General features: G+C 37.4%; 17 protein-coding genes. 1 reads left to right on the top strand and 16 read right to left on the bottom strand.

Annotation, left to right across the window (positions count from 1 at the left end; genetic code table 11):
- Positions 1-19: 19 nt before the first annotated feature.
- Positions 20-3,064, top strand: coding sequence for an efflux RND transporter permease subunit (locus tag EPA86_RS02990; protein ID WP_140601746.1), 3,045 nt, complete (start codon positions 20-22; stop codon positions 3,062-3,064).
- A 69-nt stretch (positions 3,065-3,133) separates the two neighbouring features.
- Here EPA86_RS02990 and EPA86_RS02985 read toward each other — a convergent pair whose 3' ends face one another.
- The 16 genes from EPA86_RS02985 to EPA86_RS02910 form a co-directional block, all read right to left on the bottom strand.
- Positions 3,134-4,060 (bottom strand): GGDEF domain-containing protein, encoded by a 927-nt coding sequence (locus EPA86_RS02985; protein ID WP_140601744.1) that lies wholly within the window; start codon positions 4,058-4,060, stop codon positions 3,134-3,136.
- Between the two features lie 29 nt (positions 4,061-4,089).
- Positions 4,090-4,437, bottom strand: coding sequence for a potassium channel family protein (locus EPA86_RS02980; protein WP_140601742.1), 348 nt, complete (start codon positions 4,435-4,437; stop codon positions 4,090-4,092).
- 4 nt (positions 4,438-4,441) lie between these two features.
- The gene (locus tag EPA86_RS02975; RefSeq protein WP_140601740.1) at positions 4,442-5,647 is read right to left on the bottom strand and encodes a patatin-like phospholipase family protein; all 1,206 of its coding nucleotides are present in this window, start codon (positions 5,645-5,647) and stop codon (positions 4,442-4,444) included.
- Between the two features lie 57 nt (positions 5,648-5,704).
- On the bottom strand, positions 5,705-6,889 hold the full coding sequence (gene gltS, locus EPA86_RS02970) for a sodium/glutamate symporter (RefSeq protein WP_140601738.1): 1,185 nt from the start codon (positions 6,887-6,889) through the stop codon (positions 5,705-5,707).
- Positions 6,890-7,575: 686 nt separating this feature from the next.
- Entirely contained in the window at positions 7,576-9,933 is a 2,358-nt protein-coding gene (locus EPA86_RS02965) for a TOTE conflict system archaeo-eukaryotic primase domain-containing protein (RefSeq protein ID WP_140601736.1), read from the bottom strand.
- 5 nt (positions 9,934-9,938) lie between these two features.
- A complete protein-coding gene (locus tag EPA86_RS02960) occupies positions 9,939-10,229 on the bottom strand; it encodes a type II toxin-antitoxin system RelE/ParE family toxin (RefSeq protein WP_140601734.1) in 291 nt (96 codons plus the stop codon).
- Positions 10,216-10,473, bottom strand: a complete 258-nt coding sequence (locus EPA86_RS02955; RefSeq protein ID WP_054552832.1) for a ribbon-helix-helix domain-containing protein — start codon at positions 10,471-10,473, stop codon at positions 10,216-10,218. Before EPA86_RS02955 ends, EPA86_RS02960 begins: the two co-directional genes overlap by 14 nt.
- 518 nt (positions 10,474-10,991) lie before the next feature.
- Positions 10,992-11,294 carry a hypothetical protein gene (locus tag EPA86_RS02950; protein ID WP_140601732.1) on the bottom strand — a complete coding sequence of 101 codons (303 nt, stop codon included), beginning with the start codon at positions 11,292-11,294 and terminating at the stop codon, positions 10,992-10,994.
- A gap of 62 nt (positions 11,295-11,356) precedes the next feature.
- On the bottom strand, positions 11,357-11,689 hold the full coding sequence (locus EPA86_RS02945) for an arsenate reductase/protein-tyrosine-phosphatase family protein (protein WP_140601730.1): 333 nt from the start codon (positions 11,687-11,689) through the stop codon (positions 11,357-11,359).
- A 1-nt stretch (position 11,690) separates the two neighbouring features.
- Positions 11,691-12,194 carry an MbcA/ParS/Xre antitoxin family protein gene (locus tag EPA86_RS02940; protein WP_140601728.1) on the bottom strand — a complete coding sequence of 168 codons (504 nt, stop codon included), beginning with the start codon at positions 12,192-12,194 and terminating at the stop codon, positions 11,691-11,693.
- Positions 12,195-13,631 carry a TnsD family Tn7-like transposition protein gene (locus tag EPA86_RS02935; protein ID WP_140601726.1) on the bottom strand — a complete coding sequence of 479 codons (1,437 nt, stop codon included), beginning with the start codon at positions 13,629-13,631 and terminating at the stop codon, positions 12,195-12,197. It lies immediately after the preceding gene.
- A complete protein-coding gene (locus tag EPA86_RS02930; protein WP_140601724.1) occupies positions 13,625-14,548 on the bottom strand; it encodes a TniQ family protein in 924 nt (307 codons plus the stop codon). The genes EPA86_RS02935 and EPA86_RS02930 overlap by 7 nt, the downstream gene beginning before the upstream one ends.
- Before the next feature lie 5 nt (positions 14,549-14,553).
- Positions 14,554-15,933, bottom strand: coding sequence for an ATP-binding protein (locus EPA86_RS02925; protein WP_140601722.1), 1,380 nt, complete (start codon positions 15,931-15,933; stop codon positions 14,554-14,556).
- Positions 15,934-16,197 carry a hypothetical protein gene (locus EPA86_RS02920; protein ID WP_140601720.1) on the bottom strand — a complete coding sequence of 88 codons (264 nt, stop codon included), beginning with the start codon at positions 16,195-16,197 and terminating at the stop codon, positions 15,934-15,936.
- A gap of 132 nt (positions 16,198-16,329) precedes the next feature.
- On the bottom strand, positions 16,330-18,213 hold the full coding sequence (locus EPA86_RS02915; protein WP_140601718.1) for a hypothetical protein: 1,884 nt from the start codon (positions 18,211-18,213) through the stop codon (positions 16,330-16,332).
- Positions 18,213-19,067 carry a TnsA endonuclease N-terminal domain-containing protein gene (locus tag EPA86_RS02910; RefSeq protein WP_140601716.1) on the bottom strand — a complete coding sequence of 285 codons (855 nt, stop codon included), beginning with the start codon at positions 19,065-19,067 and terminating at the stop codon, positions 18,213-18,215. Before EPA86_RS02910 ends, EPA86_RS02915 begins: the two co-directional genes overlap by 1 nt.
- Between the last annotated feature and the right edge of the window lie 163 nt (positions 19,068-19,230).

Here is a 19,230-nt window from a genome sequence, read left to right as displayed (position 1 = left end):
GACTCAGGAATAGTTGATTATGAATATCGCAGAATTCTCAATAAAAAACCAAGTACTCAGCATTATCGTCATCCTTTTATCTATTTTTGGCGGCTGGACTGCATACAAAGATATGGCGAGGTTTGAAGATCCTGAGTTTACTATCAGAACAGCTTTAATTTTTACTCAATATCCTGGAGCAAGCCCACAAGAAGTAGCCCTCGAAGTAACAGAGCCACTAGAGACAGCATTGCAACAAATGCAAGAAGTTAAGAAAGTCAGCTCTAAGTCTACAGCGGGGCTATCCGAAATAACAGTCGATATAAAATATCAATTTTCTAAAGATAAAGAAGCACTACAAGTTATTTGGACTAAATTACGCAACAAAATTAAAGATGCAGAGCGGACATTACCACCAAATGCCACAACACCAATAGTTAATGATGATTTTGGCGACTTATATGGGTTGTATTACTTCATTACTGGCGATGATTATGAAGCGTCAGAGCTAAGAAGTTATGCGAAATCACTCCAGAAAGAAATTTTACAAGTAAGCGGTGTTGGGAAAGTACAGTTAGCGGGTGAACAACAAGAAGCAATTTTTGTTGAAATATCAACTGAAACTTCTGCCTTGTTAGGGGTTTCGATTTCGAACGTTTACGATATTTTATCTCAACAAAATGCCGTAACCTCCGCTGGTAATGTAAATGTTGGTACTAGACGTATCGTTATTGATCCTTCAGGTGAAATAGATTCAATCGATGCGATTGAGAATTTACTCATTTCTACAGGAACAGACGGCAAAGTCATATTCTTAAAAGATATTGCAAAGGTTTATCGAACCTATACAACACCTAGTGACAAAATTATTCGCTACAACGGTAAACCCGCTATTGCGTTAGGCGTATCTAATGTAACAGGTGGAAACGTAGTCGTTGTAGGCGAGGCAGTTGCAGCTAAACTTACAGAGTCAGAAAGTAGACGACCTTTAGGTATTGAAGTTTTTGAATATTATCATCAAGGTAAAATTGTAAAAGCTTCTGTAGATAATTTTATAGTTAATGTTATTGCCGCTTTATTAATTGTTATTGTTACGCTGTTCTTATTTATGGGCATGCGCTCAGCCATAGTTATTGGCTTCATTCTAATCCTTACTATTGCGGCTACATTAGCAACCATGCAAATGATTAATATTCCTATGCATCGTATTTCACTTGGCGCATTAATCATCGCGCTAGGGATGATGGTTGATAATGCTATTGTTGTTACTGAAGGAATATTGGTCGGAGTAAAAGAAGGCTACCGTAAACTTGATATAGCCAAGAAAATTGTTCAACAAACCAAATGGCCATTATTAGGTGGAACATTAGTGGGTATTATCGCTTTTGCCCCAATAGGTTTTGCACCGGGTCAAACAGCAGAATATACAGGTCATTTATTCTGGGTAGTGATGATTTCATTACTGTTTAGCTGGCTATTTGCAGTCACTATAACGCCACTTAGTTGTTTCTGGCTTTTTCCTGAAGCAAATGGTGAAAAAGCTGTTCAGGCAGAAAGTAAGTTTTTCACGCTATACAAAAACTTCATGAAAGGGGCTTTGAAATATCGCTGGCCTGTTGTGCTGGGTGTTACCAGTTTGTTTCTTGCATCTCTTTGGGGTGCTAAGTTTATGACACAAGGTTTCTTCCCGCAGTCAACTTCTCCACAAATGGTCGTTGATTACTGGTTACCTGAAGGAACTCGTATAGAGCAAACTCACCAAGATATGAGTGAGTTGGAAGCTTTTATACTTAAAATGGACAATGTAGAAGCCGTTCAAACCTTAATTGGTGGTGGTGGCATTAGATACATGCTGACCTATTCAGGTGAATCAAACAATAGCTCTTATGGCCAACTATTAGTGCGGGTAACAGACTATCGAAAAATCGATGCAATGATGCCGGTTGTGCAAAACTATATCGCTCAAAACTATCCTGATGCTCAAGCGAAAGCTTGGCGGTTTGTATTAGGACCTGGTGGTGGTTCAAAAATTGAAGCTGAGTTTAGAGGTCCTGATCCTGTTGTATTGCGTCAACTAGCAAACCAAGCAAAAGACATTATGATAGCCGATGGAAAAACCCTCTCAATTAAAGATGATTGGCGAGATCCTGTTAGTGTCATAGAGCCTATTTACTCTGAAAATAAAGGGCGTAGAGCAGGTATATCGAGAGAGAATATTGCTACTGCAATTTCTAACCATTATTTAGGTAAGCAAATTGGAGTTTATCGAGAGGGGCAAGATTTGATACCTATCATTTCTAGGGTCCCACATAGTGAAAATGAAAGTATCAGTAACATTAATGATATTCAGGTGCTAAATGCTGCTGGGCAATATGTTCCATTGACTCAAGTAACAGATGGTTTTAGAACTATTTGGCGCGATGGTCAAATTAGGCGTGAAGACAGAGTTTTTACTATTAAAGCCCAGTGTGATCCTTACCCCAGTGAATTGCCTTCTGCGTTGCTATCAAGATTGAGACCCCAAATTGAAGCAATAGAATTGCCTGATGGCTACACGTTGGAATGGGGTGGTGAGTTTGGTGATTCTGAAGAGTCAAACGGAGATCTCATGTCAACTATTCCAGCAGGGTTATTAGCAATGGTTTTAGTTGTTGTGATTCTATTCGGTAAGATAAAACAACCATTGGTTATTTGGCTTGTCGTTCCGTTAGCTATGATTGGTGTCGTATTTGGGTTGGTTGTAACAGGTATCCCGCTAGAGTTTATGGGGATATTAGGTATTTTATCGTTGTCTGGTTTATTGATAAAGAATGGTATTGTATTAGTTGATCAAATGGATTTTGAAATAGCCAACGGTAAAAAAAGGTTTAATGCCGTAATAGACTCAGCAACAAGCCGTGTGAGACCTGTCATGATGGGAACGTTAACAACCGTATTAGGTGTTATCCCACTATTCTTTGATGCATTTTTCCAATCAATGGCGGTTGTTATTGTATTCGGTTTAACTTTTGCTACTTTATTAACACTGTTAGTTGTTCCAGTGCTCTACAGTATATTTATGAAAATAGAGACGCCAAAAAGTTAATAGTAAGAAAACTAGCAGCGTAGTGCTAACTACGCTGCTAACGATTTAATAAATTAATAACACCGTCATTTACACTATAACTACCTTATTTCGGCCTGCATTTTTAGCGGCATAGAGCGCAACATCCGCTCTTTTAATAACAGATTCATAGTCTTTATCTTCAGGAGATATTTCACTAATACCTACACTCGTTGTTACCCTTATTTCGTGTGCGCCATGCTGAACAATACTTTTTTCAACAGCTAATCGCACTCTTTGGGCAACAATAAACGCATCTGGCATATTTGTATTAGGAAGTAAGGCAATAAATTCTTCACCACCATAACGGGCTAACAAATCTATATCCCTTAAAGATTCTGTTAAAGTGCAAGTTATGCTCTTTAGCACTGAATCACCGCCATCGTGTCCGTAGTTGTCATTCACCTTTTTAAAAAAGTCTACGTCCAACATGAGAATACAAAAAGAAACCTTATCTCTTTGAAACATATCAAAAGTTCTCTTCATTACTCCATTAAAGTACCTTCTATTGTTAATCCCTGTTAATTCATCTTTAGTAGCAAGTTCATTTAACTTTTTAGTGAATAATACTTTTTCTGTGGTATTAATTGCTATCCATAAAACAGCCCTCAGATCAGACTCATGTTGCTTTAGTGGGAATATTCTCCCTTGATAAAACTGATTACTGCAAAATTCAGGTGAGAGATGCTCCTTTTCTACTTCATAGTCTATACAGGTTAGAGAGTCATCTTCAATAGCCTTATTTATTGTTTGTAAACAAACATCGGCAATCTCTTTTGGGAGGGTTTCGTGTAAGTATTGGCTTTCTACAATATTGGGAAAACAGTTGATTTTATGGGAATTACCGCCAAGAACTCTAAGGATTAAACCGTTTTGATTGATAACAAATATAGGGTCAGGTAAAGCATCGAAAAAGATGGTTAATACTTCTTTAAAGTATTCAGAAGTAAAGTCTTCAGTGGTTTGAGTATCTTTCATTCGACCTCTTAAAATTATGTAAAAATTAATTAAATCTCTTTCATATGTTCGATTATGTTTTGATCGGCATGGCGTTCTAATGCCGTTGATGCTGTATTTAATGCTACAGCAATTATGATACCTGTTAAGATCATCCCCACAATTGCAATTATAGTTGAAATAAGTTTTGACACTTTTCTTATTGGCCTAAAGTCACCGTAGCCTACCGTTGTAGCGGTAATCAATGACCAATATAGGCTATCAAATTTACTCCAGTGCTCCACATAACCAACGACTTGGCCTAAGAAAACAATAATCACGCTTAAGAAAAGTATTATTGGTAAAGTTAAATAGATTGACCAAAAAAACAGCTCTAGAAATGTTATCGTAAATTGCATATTATTACCTTTCTGATGGAGGTTTCTTGTGCCAGAAATCTCCATTTTTTCCTAACTTTATCCCTAGTTTTAGTAAATTATTAATGTATGTTGAGTCAAACTCTATTGCTTTGTCTGCAATAAAATCATCTGGGATTTCAATCATATTAAAATTTAATTTATCTCGCTGTGATAGATAGTATATTCGTTCAATATCAGAATTAATTTTATCTTGAAGTAAGCCAAGCATTGTTCTTGCGGCAATACTTGATAAATCTGTCTCTGCGGGTTCATATTGCATTCTACTGTTACCATTTTGGATCACATAAATATTACGATTAAAGTATAAACCTTGGATTCTCTCAATTTCATCAATACTTATTTGTGCAGGGTAAGAAAAAGCATTACGTGTTAACCCACCGTCAACATGCAGTTCAGTGTAAGGTTTAGTCTTGCCATGCAGTTCAATCGCAACAGGCGGGAAATAAATAGGGATTGATGCAGACGCTAAGATGATCTCCCTGATTTGTTCTACCGCAGCAATATTTTCTTTCATCGCAATTGTGCCTATATCCCAAATCATAGGTCTCATAGCGTCAAAATGAGTAGTTACAACCAGAAGGCTTCTAGCTTTTTTATGCTCTATAGCAATCTTCTTTATTAGATCTAATGTGATATATTTTTTTATTTGTAATTTTAGGTATTTTGTATCTGCAATTGATGAGCCGCCCAAAATGCCGCTTAACAGTTGAGATTGGTAAACTTTCTCTTGTGTTAATTGCGAATATATTTCAAATAATGTGTCATCATATTCAGCGCCTAAAAATGCAAAAGGAGCGATAACAGCCCCTGTACTTGTCCCCACAACAAGCTCAAATTCAGGTCTATTCCCAGATTGAGTCCAACCGATTAAAATACCTGCACCAAAGGCACCATCAGCTCCCCCACCTGACAAGGTTAAAGCATCAAAACTAGGCGAAGTATCACTTTTAGCTTTTACTGCACTTGGGAAACGTTGTTGTAAAATTATGGCTTGATGCTGTAAGTTTTTCTCTAACAATGGTGGCTTTACATCGCCCCACCAGCGTTCAACACGTTTAGAGTCGGCAAAATCAATCGCATTATACTCGCTTTTTGAAAGTGGGGTATGGGCTACCTTTTGTGCGCATGAGGCACAAAGTAGTGAAGTAAAAACTACAAATAGAATATTCTTAAAACGAGTTGTATTCATTATTTTTCTGTTACCTTTAAAATCGTTCTTACAAGTAAACAACTTACATCATTCTACTTAGCTTAGAAAAAATTGAATAATAATTGCGTTCGCTATATCAATAAAAAATGCACCTATCAATGGGATAACAATAAATGCCTGAGTAGAAGGTCCACACTTTTGTGTTACGGCTGTCATATTTGCTACAGCCGTAGGTGTAGCTCCTAAGCCTAGCCCTACATAACCTGATGCCATAACTGCTGCGTCATAATTTTTCCCTAATACAATAAAAACGACAAAAATTGCAAAGAATGCAGCGAGTAATACTTGCGATGCTAATAGCAAAAGAATAGGCAAAGCTAAATCAATCAAGGTCCATAATTGCAAACTCATTAAAGACATAGCTAGAAACAAACCTAAACTAAAGTCAGATAATAGCGCAAGTGTAGGCTTACCTGATGCCCAAGGTACAGACTTCCAAAGATAAGGCACTGTGTTGGTTAAAATGATACCACCAAACAAACAAGGTACAAAAATGGGAAGTTTAAAACCCAGCTCTAAACTCAATTCATGCAAAGACAAGCCAATACCTATTGCAATGCAAACTGCCAACAAGACATTGTATGCAGTATCTACCGTTATCTTAGCTTTTTCTTCTTGGGAAAAACCAACAATATTGACCTCTTCCTGTTGAGATTTAAGATGATGCTTTTTAGACAAATAATTAAAAATTGGTCCGCCAGATACTCCCCCGAGCACTAGACCAAAAGTAGCGCACGCAATACCTATTTCAACGGCATTAGATATACCATATTTCTCTACAAATACGGGTGCCCATGCTATTGCAGTGCCATGTCCGCCACTTAAAGAAACAGAGCCACCTAAAACACCTACTTTGTCAGATAATCCTGTTAGCCAAGCAATTCCAATACCTGTAATGTTTTGGAATATTAAAAAGATTGTGGCAATCGCAAGTAAAATAACAAGAGACTTCCCACCTTTCATCAGGGTAGATAATTTTGCTGACAATCCTACACAAGTAAAAAAGACGACTAGCAAAGCATCACGTTGCTCTAGGGAGAAAGAGATCACACTCTCAAATGCAAAATAAAAACTACTAAAAACTAAAGAGGCTAGTATGCCACCAATAACAGGCTCTGGAATGTTATATTTTTGGAAGAAGTTGACTCTTTTTTTTAAAAGCTTTCCTATAAGTAGAACAATAATAGCTATGATAACTGTTTGTCTTGAATCGAATTCCATAAAAAAGTCGCTTTTAAAATAGAGAATTGAAATTTGAGTATAAAAACCTAACTATTACTTATTTTCAATAGTTTTCTAATTGTAATTTTATATGTGTAATGTACCACATATGATCACAATCCATATTCAATCTAAAAGCAAATTTTATACTATTTTTGAGATTGATGATGTATGCAATGCCAGAGGAATATCTGTTTTATAAAACTGAATTACAAACCTTAATAAAATGGCAGTATTAAAAAGTGATAATTTACAGGTACAAAAAAGGTGAGCACTAGGCTCACCCTTATATATTTCCAGTCACAAACTACCGGAATTTAGTCACATACTTAATTGTAACACGACATTCCATGAAAACTATGATAACGATGGTTTTGTCCACGAACAAAAATCGTCAAAAAAAAAGCGAGCAGTAGCTCGCTTTTTATTATTCTATATCAACTGTCAGTTTCGAATAAAGTTTGAAACTAAAACCCTTTATTTTAAAGGGATAGATTAAAATTCCAAATTTGAAACAGTAAGCATAAACATATACTTTCAGCCATTACAGTTCGAATTGAGTTTGAAACTGTTAATTTCACAAGTCAATGTTAACAGATACTTAAATTTCAACGTTCATAGTAAACGCAAACCCGAGATCATCTATAATCCATCGTTAGGCAAAAATCTGTTAAAGAGTAGTTCTTTTACCTATAAGTAATTTGATAACCAAGTGCTTTGTAACCCTTTTCACGTTTTGAGAACATCCGCTTAAGTGTCGGGAAGGGATCAAGATAATCATAAACTTGAACCGAGTTTTTATTACTCCACTCTCGTCCTATTCGTCCAGCATATTGAGCTAATATCCCCTTCCATGCTATGGGTAATGTGATAAACAAGGTATCCAAGTACGGTAAATCAAATCCTTCGCCAACGTATTTACCTGTTGCAAGAATTACCAGTTTATCGTTACTTAGATCTTTGTTTTCTTCGAGCATTGCGATACGCTCTTGCCGCTGCTTAGCAGATATACCACCATGCAGCTCTACAACCAGGAGACCTTTTTGCGTTAATAGAGCTGACAGCTGTTCGATGTGCTCTTTTCTTTCGGTTAATACCATTACTGCACGTTTGTCATCAATACAACTGAGAATATCGACGACGATCTTTTGGTTTCTGCCATCACTGTTTACTAGGAGCTTATAAACTTGTGAGATATGAGGTTTAGTATCAGGCTCAAACCATTCTGTAGGAAACGTAGTATTAGTTTCATGGGCAATAACTTGCTGATTTAGCATTGAACCTGATTTAGCGCCTTTATAAACAATATCTCCCAGTTGAAACATCATCAGCTTTTCTAAGCCATCTTGGCGTTTTGGTGTTGCGGTAAATCCATGAATGAATTGGGCGTGACTGGACTTAATCAAGCTTTCATAGTTTGATGCTGGCAGATGGTGACACTCATCCACAATAATCTGCCCATACCTCTCAATATATGGCTTAATATCCATGCCATTTCGACTCACTAAACTTTGATATGTGGCTACATCAACCTGATAAGACAGCTTTTCCTTGCCACCAAGTAATGAACCAACTTCAGTATCTTTTAGAAAAACATTAATACGTTCTAACCACTGTTCAGCCAGTTGCCGGCTGTGAACTAATATCAATGTGTTTACTTTACGTTTAGCAACCAATGCTAGAGCCGTGACAGTTTTACCAAAGCCAGTAGAAGCTTCCAGTATGCCAACCGATGATTCTAATAACGCATTAACAGCCTTATTCTGCTGACTTTTCAGCTTTCCAGTAAACTTAACTTTGGCAAGCTTGTCACCTGAAAACCTTTTGTCATCGAAGTTTATTTCAATTTTTTGTTCAGTTAATTGAGTTTTTACAGATGATAAACACCCTCTGGGTAAAATTAAAAATTTACCTTCAATATGAGCGGCGCAAATATATCTTGGAATGCCAATAGTAGATAAGCGAAGGCCTTGCCGTTTATAAAACTCTGGGTTAGAAAATACTGCTAACTGTTTAAGTCTTGATGTTAATTTACCGGGAAGTTTATCGATAGGAATATAAATTTGATCTGCAATAACTAAGGTTATTTCTTCTGGGCAATTGACAATCACATCATTATCAATAGAAGTGAGTTTCTTCCAAGGTGTGTCTGCCAAATCATTATTAGCTTTTTCATCGATTAACGTTATTTCACCCAGCAAGCTATCAAGTGCCGTATTGTCAATTTTGGGGATAGAAGCGAGCTTAGCCCACTGATCTTTATAAGGTGTCCCTGACGAATCTATGAATACACTATTGCCTTGCTTTCTTGGCTCTAATTGAAGAGGTAATGCTATTAAGTTACCAAAGCCACCTTCTGGCATAACATCTTGATTCGGAAATAAACGATCAAAGCAAGTAAATGAAAGAGCGGGATACATTTCCATGGCTTTCGTTAATAAGCCGTTACCTAGTTTTCTAGCTTTAGCTGCTTCAACTGCCTGCGAAAAGAAGATCCATACATGCCCACCATTTCCGCTTCTAGAGCGTTCGATAATGTGGGGTACTTTATAAAAATCACAAGCTTCAGAAAAAGCTTTAACGGAGTGAACCCAATCATCTTTATCGAAATCAGCGGCGAGTATTTGGGTCGTATTATTCTCTAGAAGTGGGTATATCCCAATCGTTTGATTGCCTTTGAGGTGATCAAATATCGCCTGACCATCATAATACTTGAATTGTTGATTTGAGCATTCCGTGCAACTAATCCGTGGTTTATTACAGATTTTAGGTTTCCATTCATTCCAACACGCTGGCGAATAGCCACTTCGCCCATTTTGTGACTCCCAACGAAACGGGTAAACGTCATTTCGACCTTTAAAATAAGAAATGAATAAATCGACTTTAGCTTCAGGTGAAACGTGTTGGTTAAAATGTTTGGCTAGCTCGACTTCTTGTTGTGCAAGAATACTATTGCGTTCATTTAACAATAACTCTTTTTCTTCATCGAGTCGCTGAAGCCGATTATCAATTTCTAAGAGCCTATCTGATAACGCACTAGACACATTAATTACTCAAAAGCTGTTTTAAGGTTTTCTGCTCTTAGTATTCGCATGACATCAACGTAGTCATTAGAAACGACATAGTAAATAGCATGTTTTCCATACACGCTACGCCTATATCCCTTACGAATGTGATCAACAGCCTGATAATGCAAGGGGGTTTCCGCAATGCTTTGAAACTGAATAATCAACCCATCAACATATGATTTAGCCCGAGCTAAACCAAAGTTATCAATGCCATATTCAAATAGCTGCTCGAAGTCCTGATCGGCAGCATTACTTAATCTATACTTCGCCATTAGTTTGTTTTCTAGCAATCACCGCATTAACAATATCTTCAGGAGAACGAGAGCTGAAACCGCTTTGCTCTGCTTTGATCAGTTCTTGCCTAATAACTTCAACTTGGCTCGTACGCATTTGCTCTTTTCTGATCAAATCTCGTAATAACTCGCTGTCACTAGCATAATTGCCAGTTGCAAGTTGAGCTTGCATCCATTGCTCTTGTTGATCAGTTACTGTGATACTTTTCTTTACCATTGCCATAATTTACCTCCAATGAAAGAAATCTCGTAAGGATATAATCCTACTTTATACTACCAGATTAATTCTAGTACAGTTCACTCAAAAGTTCCTACTAAAATTTTTATGCTAGATTGCATCATGATGCAATTCCAGTGAACAAGCTAATTTGGTATCTAGCAAGCATATAAAGTGAGTTAGTTCTGAGTCTAGCCCAAACCGCCCCCCCCAACATTTGCAATAGCTCAGCAATATGTAGCTGGAAAATTTCGACGCATAGCGTCGGCATACCTCATTTCTTCGAAATGAGAAGAAAACCAAGATTGGTCATTTGATGCTTTAGGAAGTAGAAATATCGGTAATGAATGATTTAATTTGGTCTCAATTATATACAGAGCACCTCTTTTAAAAAATTTACAGTAAAAAAAGTAAATTCTTTGATATTCAGAAGATAAGACCGAACTTAAACTCAAGGCAGACGTTTATGCTGGTCTTTTAGCTGTATTCACACATATCGGGTATTCTAGCTTTTAAGCAGCTAATCAGTCTAATAGCATTAAAAGTTTGCACCATTCTGCTCTTTTCTTTCGCTCACCCCCATGTAGCTCTTCATGGCTTTTAAAGTATTCACTAAACACTTTCTTATTTTTAAACCAAACATCAACTATGTAACTGAGCTCCCCTGGCAAAACTTCTGCCCCAGAAAAAGGCGTTGTATAGACGATAAGAAAGTCATCACGTTCCAATGACTGGGCTTGCCCCGGCAAGTTTTCTACCGATATTAATTCGCCATATCTTTCAATCAATTCAATTGACTTTAGAACTAAATCAGTCACTTTAATCATATTCATCACCTTTCATTTTTCGTTTATATATCCGTTTTAAAATTGCGATATAACCACTTGTTTTAAATTAAACCAGCCAGTTTGCTTTTAAGAAGTTCAACCAACTCTGCCTGCATGTACTGATACTTATCCTCAATATCCAATACCAAAACATTTGCTAGGTACTGTTCGCCGGCATACTCTTTTATCCGCTCAAGATGCATTTTTTCCATTACAAAAATTTTGTCAGCACCTTTAAGCATTTCAATTGTGCATAAGGTTGTTCCGTATTCTTCACAGTATTTAGCGCTTAATCCGGCGGACTTATAGGTATTCTTCTTATCAAGAGCTTTAAAAAGGTTTTCAGCAGTTCGGCTTCTTTGAATATTTGCCGTGCACAGGAATAAGATGTTCATGTTAGGAAAAATCCCCTGTTCGCATTCGCTCAAGCATATCTAAAACCTGCTTGATGCCCTCCTCAGTAGCCAACACTTCAATTGGAGCTTGTCCGTTTAGTGGTCGTTTGGGGTTAACCAACCACTCAACTATCAATTTCTCATTATTTTTAAAAAACAGATTCAATTCGTTTTTAATATCAGGCGGTACTTGATCCATTGATAAGTGATTTTTAAAGAGCTTTTCGCTATACCCTGTGCGACTATATGAATCAAAATCACCGATAGAAAGCTGAACGAATTGACCGTTACCTTTTAAGTTAAATGTCTCACCAGACTTTGTTCGAACAAGCTTATCGTTCATGCAAATATCAGTTACACCAGCAGTACAAACTCTTTCTCCTAATTCCAATCTTGGGCTACAAGCATTTGTTACAAAACCAGAAACTGCCCCCCCAAAGTACTCGGTTAGTTCGTCGTCACTAAAAACTTCAAATACCACCCAATTGTTGATTGCTATAGTCATTTACTTCTCCTTACGTGAGTAGCGGTGTTGTCTTGGAATAGCTTCAGGTAAATTTGAATAAAGCCACCCCTTATCATGCTTGTACAGCCAAATATAACTTGCAGAGCAGTCAGCCCTGATCTCTTTGCGAGTAGTGTATTTATGATTTGATTTAATAAGACTTTGTCGGTGCTTCTTTCGCTTATTGAAATAGCGGATTTTCTTCCTGAGCTGAACAAGCTCAGGGTAACAAGACAATATTTGCTCGACAGCCCCAATAGAGATCCCCATAGTGTCAGCTATGTTTTCAGTCGTTTGACCTATAAATAACTTTCGCCAAACATCACGCCGTTCTGACTCATGAATAAATTGAGTTCGTCTATTTATGGCAACACCATTTAACTGAGCAATCTTCTTTGCATACCCAATACTGACTTCACATGCAGAAGAAATCTTTCTTAAACTGTGTCCAGCCCTGAGAAGCTCAATAATTTTATCGTCAGGTTTATCATTGCCATTGAAATCATGGATTTTTTCTTCTGTAACACTGATTGGCTCATGGCCACATTCAACCAAACGGTATTGCGAAATAAATTCATCGAACGTTTCAAATAAGTGGCCTATAACAAGTAAGTGTTTTAAAGGGTGGAAAGCTTTATCTCTTCCATAAAGTAAATTTACAGGGTACTGCCAGCCTTTATCTTTATTTAATATTTCTGATATTTGAGGGTCATTGCTTATTGGCTCCCAGTATTGTTTCAACCGTTCTCGCCATTTAGCTACTTTAATTCTGAAAGAGCGGTTATGAGTAGCCAAGCCAAGTTCAACCAAACGATAACGATAAACATTGTTCAGCACTTCGCTTGTTAATCTGAAGCCGTTTAGCTCAAATAAGCTTTCACTAAGCGTTGATAATTTAATGGCTAAATCAGTAGCTGATGAACGAATGAGGTTTTCTGTTGGAGGAAGTATCAAACGCTTTCGATTAACTTTAACTCCAATGAGTTTGCAGCTATGTTTGCTACAAGCCAGGGAGCCCGGCAACTGATGTTCAATGTGCCAATATTCCCAAGCGTAATTTTCAAGGTCTTCTAGAACACACAAAGGGCAATACTTCAACTTGCTAGGAGCCTGTAATCGATTAGCAACCAGTGACATTTTTGATTCAAGGTTTAATGTACCTCCTGTTTGTAAAAGCTCTTCGACCTTATTGGTAACTTCCTTTGAGAGAAAGGTTCTATAAGCTGGATAAACACTATGCTCAAAAAGAAGTCGTTGAAATGGTATTCCAGAAAATGCTGAAACTTGAGAAATAAAACTCGGGAATTGTGCGCTCCACTGCTTGCTTACACTGCCAATATAGTATTTAACGGCGCTGGTTAAATTAGGATAACCATCCTTTAAGCAATAACGGATGAGGTAGCTATAAATACTTTCGTTGGGGAGAATGCCTAACATAACTTCTCCAAGTAGTAGCGTTTAAAGACCAGATGAATCAGTGGCGCTAAATTCTGATTTTTGAATGTGTAGGCACTCACATTAAATGCAGGATGCTGAGAATAAGGTCTATTTGAAGTTAACAGTGTTAAATGGTTTGATAAATTTAAAGTATCAAGCCATTTACCAAATAAATCTTGCTGGTTAGTTATCTGCTTTCTTTCTGCTAACGTCCATTGCCGCTTTGGTTCATTAACCCCATATTGAGCCTTAAAAAACTCTTGAACTTCAGCCTTATTGAAATCAAATTCGTCCTTTAGAATACGATTGGCACAATCTTCAATCCACAAATCTTCGCCTGTATCTTCTCTATTTTGATGAACAAAACTTTCTCCACACTTAGGGCAAGTATTTAATGGAGGAGCTCCCTGTAATATTGAACTAAATGAGTAATTACAATGCTGGCACTCAGATATTAGCAACGTACCATGTTGGCTACAGCGTTTTTTAAGAGCAAATTGATGGTCGCAGTGCCAGTAGGCTACACCATGAGTTTCTTCATCTTCAACAACGCACTCTGGGCACCATTTCCAACCATTATGAACTTGTTCTAGGTTGGCATACTTCAGTTGCAACTTATGAGGTTGTTCTAATTGCTGTATTAATAAAGTGGAAAACTCGCATTGAGTAAAAACTGAATAAACTTTAAGCAGTGTATTATCAAAAGCAATTTGATGATGATACTTAGGTAAATACTGGTTCAAAGCATCACGATATATTGCCCGCCAGTAACTATTACAATCAACTCGACTGACATTCGTCGATACTTGTTTAGCAACTTTAACGTACTCCTTTCGACCTTGAGATATGGCATACCGCATTAAACAGCTCAATAGGTGTTCTCTTTCAAGCGGTGCAGGGAAATGATAAACACTCATATGGCTTAACCTATATGCTCATTGCTAATATCCGTAACAGGAACACGTTTGTGTACATTTTTTCCTTTCTGCTCTGCAACTGCCCAAACAACGTTATTCGCTTCATCTCGACTTAATAAATTTTCCAGCATTTTTTCGTTACCAGTTTCATGTAAATTTTGTAAGGCTTCGGCTAGTGGCCCAAATTGCTCTACAAACACAGCTTCAAGTAGTTCTTCTTCTGGTATATCAGTTATTCTTAATGCGATCCGATGATATAGTTGAGCCAGTCGAGTAATAACAGCTAAAAGTCCTGCTGTTAGTGTTGCTACTTTCACTTTGAAGGATTCATTAAACCCCCTCTGTTTTTGGCTTAGTGAAGCAGGGAAAAATGCGGCAAATAAGTCATCAAATAAACCAGAACCTACAGGCGCTAATTCGAACACATAAATTTGATCTGAATATATTCGTCGTGTTGTTGTAATAACATCTAAAGCATTTAATGTTTCAGTTGGGATAGGATCAAATAATGTTAAGCCTTCAGGCGTACAACTTATGAGTGTTGGCACAGATAACTTGTTAAATAAAGCTTCTACAGCTTGTAATGTAATTGAGTTACGCCCTGAACCAAACTTCAACATAAATTGCATTTCATCAATGTGAATAAACCCAATATTGTATTCAAGTATTAATAGCTGCATTGCGGCATAATGATGCTCAATACTCTCTGACTTTCTTGCCTTCCATTCTGTGTAATAATTGCTCCCTATTGCCATATCTATTGATCTGAAAAATGCTAACGCAAGTGCTTTAGGCGAGTCACTTGCCGCCATATCAAAACTTAACCATACTATTTGGGTTAATTTTTCAGGGGTATTGTCAAACTCTGGATGAATTATTACTTGTGGAATAGATAAGAGTGTTCGCCGGATTGTTGTTGTTTTCCCACTACCCGAAGGACCTGTAACAACAGCATTATTGGTAGTAGTTAGAGGACTAAGTGGCGAAACGACAATTTTCTCATATATTTTATCTCTGTCTTTCTCGCTACATAACGCCGTTAACTCTTTTTGAAATCTTCGAATCTCAGGTCTTCTGGGGTCACGATCTATATAATTGAATAAAATCGATGATAGGATATCTTCATAGAGCGTACCTACCCAAGGGTGCACAACGTTAATACAACTTAGCCGTTTTAAAGTCGTTTTTTGATAAACGCCAAGTAGGTTGTTAAGGTTATTTGGCAGTTCAGGTACAAATCTAACTTCTTTTTCAATTTGATTAGTATCTTTTGCAGGTATAGCCCTAATCAGCGGGTTTTCATTTAACCACTCATCTTCATGATCATGGTATCCCGCTTCCTCGATCAAAATAGGTTTAGGAAACGCAGGTTCAAATAACTTCATTTAACTATCCTTCTTTTGATTGTTTGAGCTTTGCAAACGCGAGTTTAAGGTTTGTCTTTTTCGCTTCGTCGCACTTTTATTTGATGGTTTAGAGATAGGCTCATCAGTGCTTTTGGTCTCATTTGAATATTTGGTTTCTATTTTAGAAATAGCGACTTTATTTCTGCGATCAATATTTGCTTTATCGATGGTTGACTGCTCATCCTTTCGCTCTTGAATTCCACGTTGGCGAGACTTAGCAGTATTTTCCGGCAACTCTTTCATTTCATCCTGATTACCTTTTAGCAATTGCCGCTGATGATCATCTTTAATTAATTCTCGTCTCGCTTTTTCACGTTTAGCTTCATGCTTTTCTCTAGCGTACTCGGTTTGACGAATTGCAATTGCTTCCCAAGCCTACCTCTGATATCTACGACTCTTGTCTGGCTTTATTTTGAATGCAATAACCTCATTCCCAGGGGTCTGAAACCATATTATGTCACCAGATGTTCGGCTCCATTTAATAGTGATGTTAAAAACCCCAAAGCGTTTTGCTCGAAAATACCATTTTTGTTTTTTAGCATATGGCGAGGTGTAGAAAACACCTTGAAACCGGACTCCTTGCTCGGTTACAGAAGCCTCAGCTTCCGGTAAGCAAGCTAACCTAATTCGGCCTTCATCCTCTGCTGTTGTAGGCCTTCCTCCTGCCATTTCCTGCTCAAGAAAATAATCGAATATAGCCTGAGGTGAGAAGCCAATGTGCAGCTTGGAAGCTTTAAAATCATGGTGTTCTTCTCTATGGGCAGTATGGTTGTAATAGATAACCTCTGAAATGACTGCTTGATATAAAGAATCTAGATCCCATACTGCATTTTGTGATGAGTCTTGTTCTTCTCTGCGAACTTCATACACAGCACCTGGTTGATAATGAAGAAAGCTGTCATTAATAACGCCGAACTTTCTTTCAGAAACAGCTTTAGCAACCCCCATGTAACTACGAGTCTTCGTCCACTCTTGGAGGCCTAGGTTAGCTTTCAATAATGGAGATATGTTACCCAGAGAATACTCTCCACCATTATCACTGTTAATCCAATAACAAAGATGAAAGCAAGGCCAATCTTCAGGTTGAATTTCCAAGCCATAACGTGCTGCAAAAGATACTTTATCCATAAAGGCGTTAACTAATGCTTCTGCTGCACCAATCCAATCAGGACCATGAAAACCGATATAAATCCCAACAATACAGGTAGAAAAAACATCGACAACGACATAAAGCACAGGTCGCCCCATCGCTAAACGTTCATTATCTGAATAGGGATATCGAACATGAATATCCATCACTGTTGCATCGATTTCATAAAGCTCAGTAGGACCGATTAAAAATTCATGAGTAGAGCCACTTCTATCGGCATGATCTTTATCAAAAACAATCTGCCCTTTAGCCGCTTTGATTTTATCTTCTTCCGTTATGAACTTTTGGAAATGATAATTAAATTGACCTTCGGATAGACATTGAGACTCATCGTCCCAGACCAATCTTTTATTTGTTCCGTAAGGGGTTTTCTCATCTTCAAATCGACACTCATTATCCCGCCGATACATTAACCGAGCCCGAGCAGTAATGTTTTTTCGATTCCTTCTAAGAGCTGCTCTAACAATTTTTTTAATTTTCTTTTTTGCTTTATTCGTGATACCCGGAGACTTTGAAAACACAAGCTGTGGTGGGTGTCCATCCAATTTTGCTGGCATTGTTTTACGTCCACGCTTTACATTATCCTCACCACTTTCTTCTGGGATAAAATAATTACTGCCACAGTTTTCATAACTGAAAGGTAATAACGCATTATTTATGCAACCATAAGTGATGTAACGATTGAGTTGGCGGTAGTAATTACTAGATTTTTTCCACTTTGTGCTAGATTTTAGAAGATCACTTATTTGATCTCCTACTCCACTACCGTAGAGGTACTCACATATTGTTTCTTCATTAAGCAACGAACCGGCAATTTTGAGCTTTTTATCTCGTTTTTTTATCCAGTTTTCTTTTCCAATAGCGATTAATTTTTCATCATCAAAATTAATCCATTTGGGTAGCATCTCAATGGTGCGTTTTAACTTGTTATCTTTGATGTACTGAGCAAACTCATCGAATTGAAAAACTTGTGGTTTACAGATGGGCTTTTTATCTTCTAAGCGCACCAAATCAACTACTGCGACTTTCGCCAGATTAATTGCTACATGACAAACTTTAAGCTGAATAGTTTGCTTAACATCGCTGAATACTTCATTAACACTAAACATTACATATTCACCGCTAATGGCTCAGATAGCCTTATGGGGCATTCAATGTTAAGACTAAATTCATGGTGAAATGCTGCAAACTGAAACATTGCTTGGGCATCTCGAAAAGAGCGGTTCATATGCTTGCATACATTACACAGATGCTCCTCTAACCAAGCCCGAGGATTATTGATATAGCTTTGAGTAAAATAGGTCTTAAATTGATTCAGTTCTTCCGCCCCAACATCTAAATCATGACGCATCTGAAACCAAGTAATATTTTGAACAGCGACTTTGCTTGAGTCTCTCTCAGTTGTCTGAATACACTCAATACCTTTATCAAGCCAATAAACTCCCTCTATCTTATTTTTCTGCCAAGTACGCCAGCTTTTCTTGATGACTGCACCGTCCTTGGTGTATTGATATATGGCGTCCCAATATTTGTAGTTCCACGCCTGCTGATAAACCTCGCCCGAAGTAAAGTCGACACGATCAACAAGTAAGTCTGTTGTCATGATATAAAGCTCTTTTGTCTCCCAATTCCTTGGATGAATAAATCTCAGTTTACTCGCTATTTTTAAAGTTTTAGGGAGGTGCAGAGGAAACTGCTCTCGAATACCAATAACATCTGGTTCATAAATTAAGCGCTTGTATGCATTAGCTTCGCCATCACTTAACAGGTGAACAAGGCGTTTTTGGATAGGACAATGGTATAGGTGTCTTCGACTAATAGAATTAACAGCATCAATATCAATGAATGGTTGGTAGTACTGAAGTGGGTGCTCTAACTTTTGGTTCCGGTCCTCTTTATTTTTCAACTTCCAATTTCGAAGCCTAGCAAGCTCTTTTAAATTAGTTCTATAAATTGGTTTCATTTTTACACCTATATCTAATTAACTCAGATATAGGGTAAAAACCAAACAATATCAACGTAAGTTGTTGATTTACATATTATTTCAATAAATAATAGTTATGTCAGTAGCCCGTATTTATGTCATTGATTTTATTTAAAATGTGTTTTTCACTAATTTTATTAGC

It is taken from the genome of Litorilituus lipolyticus (genome assembly GCF_006439335.1).
Lineage (GTDB): Bacteria > Pseudomonadota > Gammaproteobacteria > Enterobacterales > Alteromonadaceae > Colwellia > Colwellia lipolytica.
This window is presented reverse-complemented; position numbering and strand designations above follow the sequence as displayed.

What these genes read in the sequence shown, in the direction of transcription:
- EPA86_RS02910 (WP_140601716.1), bottom strand. Translation starts at nt 19,067, where the DNA reads ATGAAACCAATTTATAGAACTAATTTAAAAGAGCTTGCTAGGCTTCGA.
- EPA86_RS02985 (WP_140601744.1), bottom strand. Translation starts at nt 4,060, where the DNA reads ATGAAAGATACTCAAACCACTGAAGACTTTACTTCTGAATACTTTAAA.
- EPA86_RS02945 (WP_140601730.1), bottom strand. Translation starts at nt 11,689, where the DNA reads ATGAACATCTTATTCCTGTGCACGGCAAATATTCAAAGAAGCCGAACT.
- EPA86_RS02935 (WP_140601726.1), bottom strand. Translation starts at nt 13,631, where the DNA reads ATGTTAGGCATTCTCCCCAACGAAAGTATTTATAGCTACCTCATCCGT.
- EPA86_RS02930 (WP_140601724.1), bottom strand. Translation starts at nt 14,548, where the DNA reads ATGAGTGTTTATCATTTCCCTGCACCGCTTGAAAGAGAACACCTATTG.
- EPA86_RS02925 (WP_140601722.1), bottom strand. Translation starts at nt 15,933, where the DNA reads ATGAAGTTATTTGAACCTGCGTTTCCTAAACCTATTTTGATCGAGGAA.
- EPA86_RS02960 (WP_140601734.1), bottom strand. Translation starts at nt 10,229, where the DNA reads ATGGCGAAGTATAGATTAAGTAATGCTGCCGATCAGGACTTCGAGCAG.
- gltS (WP_140601738.1), bottom strand. Translation starts at nt 6,889, where the DNA reads ATGGAATTCGATTCAAGACAAACAGTTATCATAGCTATTATTGTTCTA.
- EPA86_RS02915 (WP_140601718.1), bottom strand. Translation starts at nt 18,213, where the DNA reads ATGTTTAGTGTTAATGAAGTATTCAGCGATGTTAAGCAAACTATTCAG.
- EPA86_RS02990 (WP_140601746.1), top strand. Translation starts at nt 20, where the DNA reads ATGAATATCGCAGAATTCTCAATAAAAAACCAAGTACTCAGCATTATC.
- EPA86_RS02940 (WP_140601728.1), bottom strand. Translation starts at nt 12,194, where the DNA reads ATGACTATAGCAATCAACAATTGGGTGGTATTTGAAGTTTTTAGTGAC.
- EPA86_RS02920 (WP_140601720.1), bottom strand. Translation starts at nt 16,197, where the DNA reads ATGAAAGAGTTGCCGGAAAATACTGCTAAGTCTCGCCAACGTGGAATT.
- EPA86_RS02975 (WP_140601740.1), bottom strand. Translation starts at nt 5,647, where the DNA reads ATGAATACAACTCGTTTTAAGAATATTCTATTTGTAGTTTTTACTTCA.
- EPA86_RS02950 (WP_140601732.1), bottom strand. Translation starts at nt 11,294, where the DNA reads ATGATTAAAGTGACTGATTTAGTTCTAAAGTCAATTGAATTGATTGAA.
- EPA86_RS02955 (WP_054552832.1), bottom strand. Translation starts at nt 10,473, where the DNA reads ATGGCAATGGTAAAGAAAAGTATCACAGTAACTGATCAACAAGAGCAA.
- EPA86_RS02980 (WP_140601742.1), bottom strand. Translation starts at nt 4,437, where the DNA reads ATGCAATTTACGATAACATTTCTAGAGCTGTTTTTTTGGTCAATCTAT.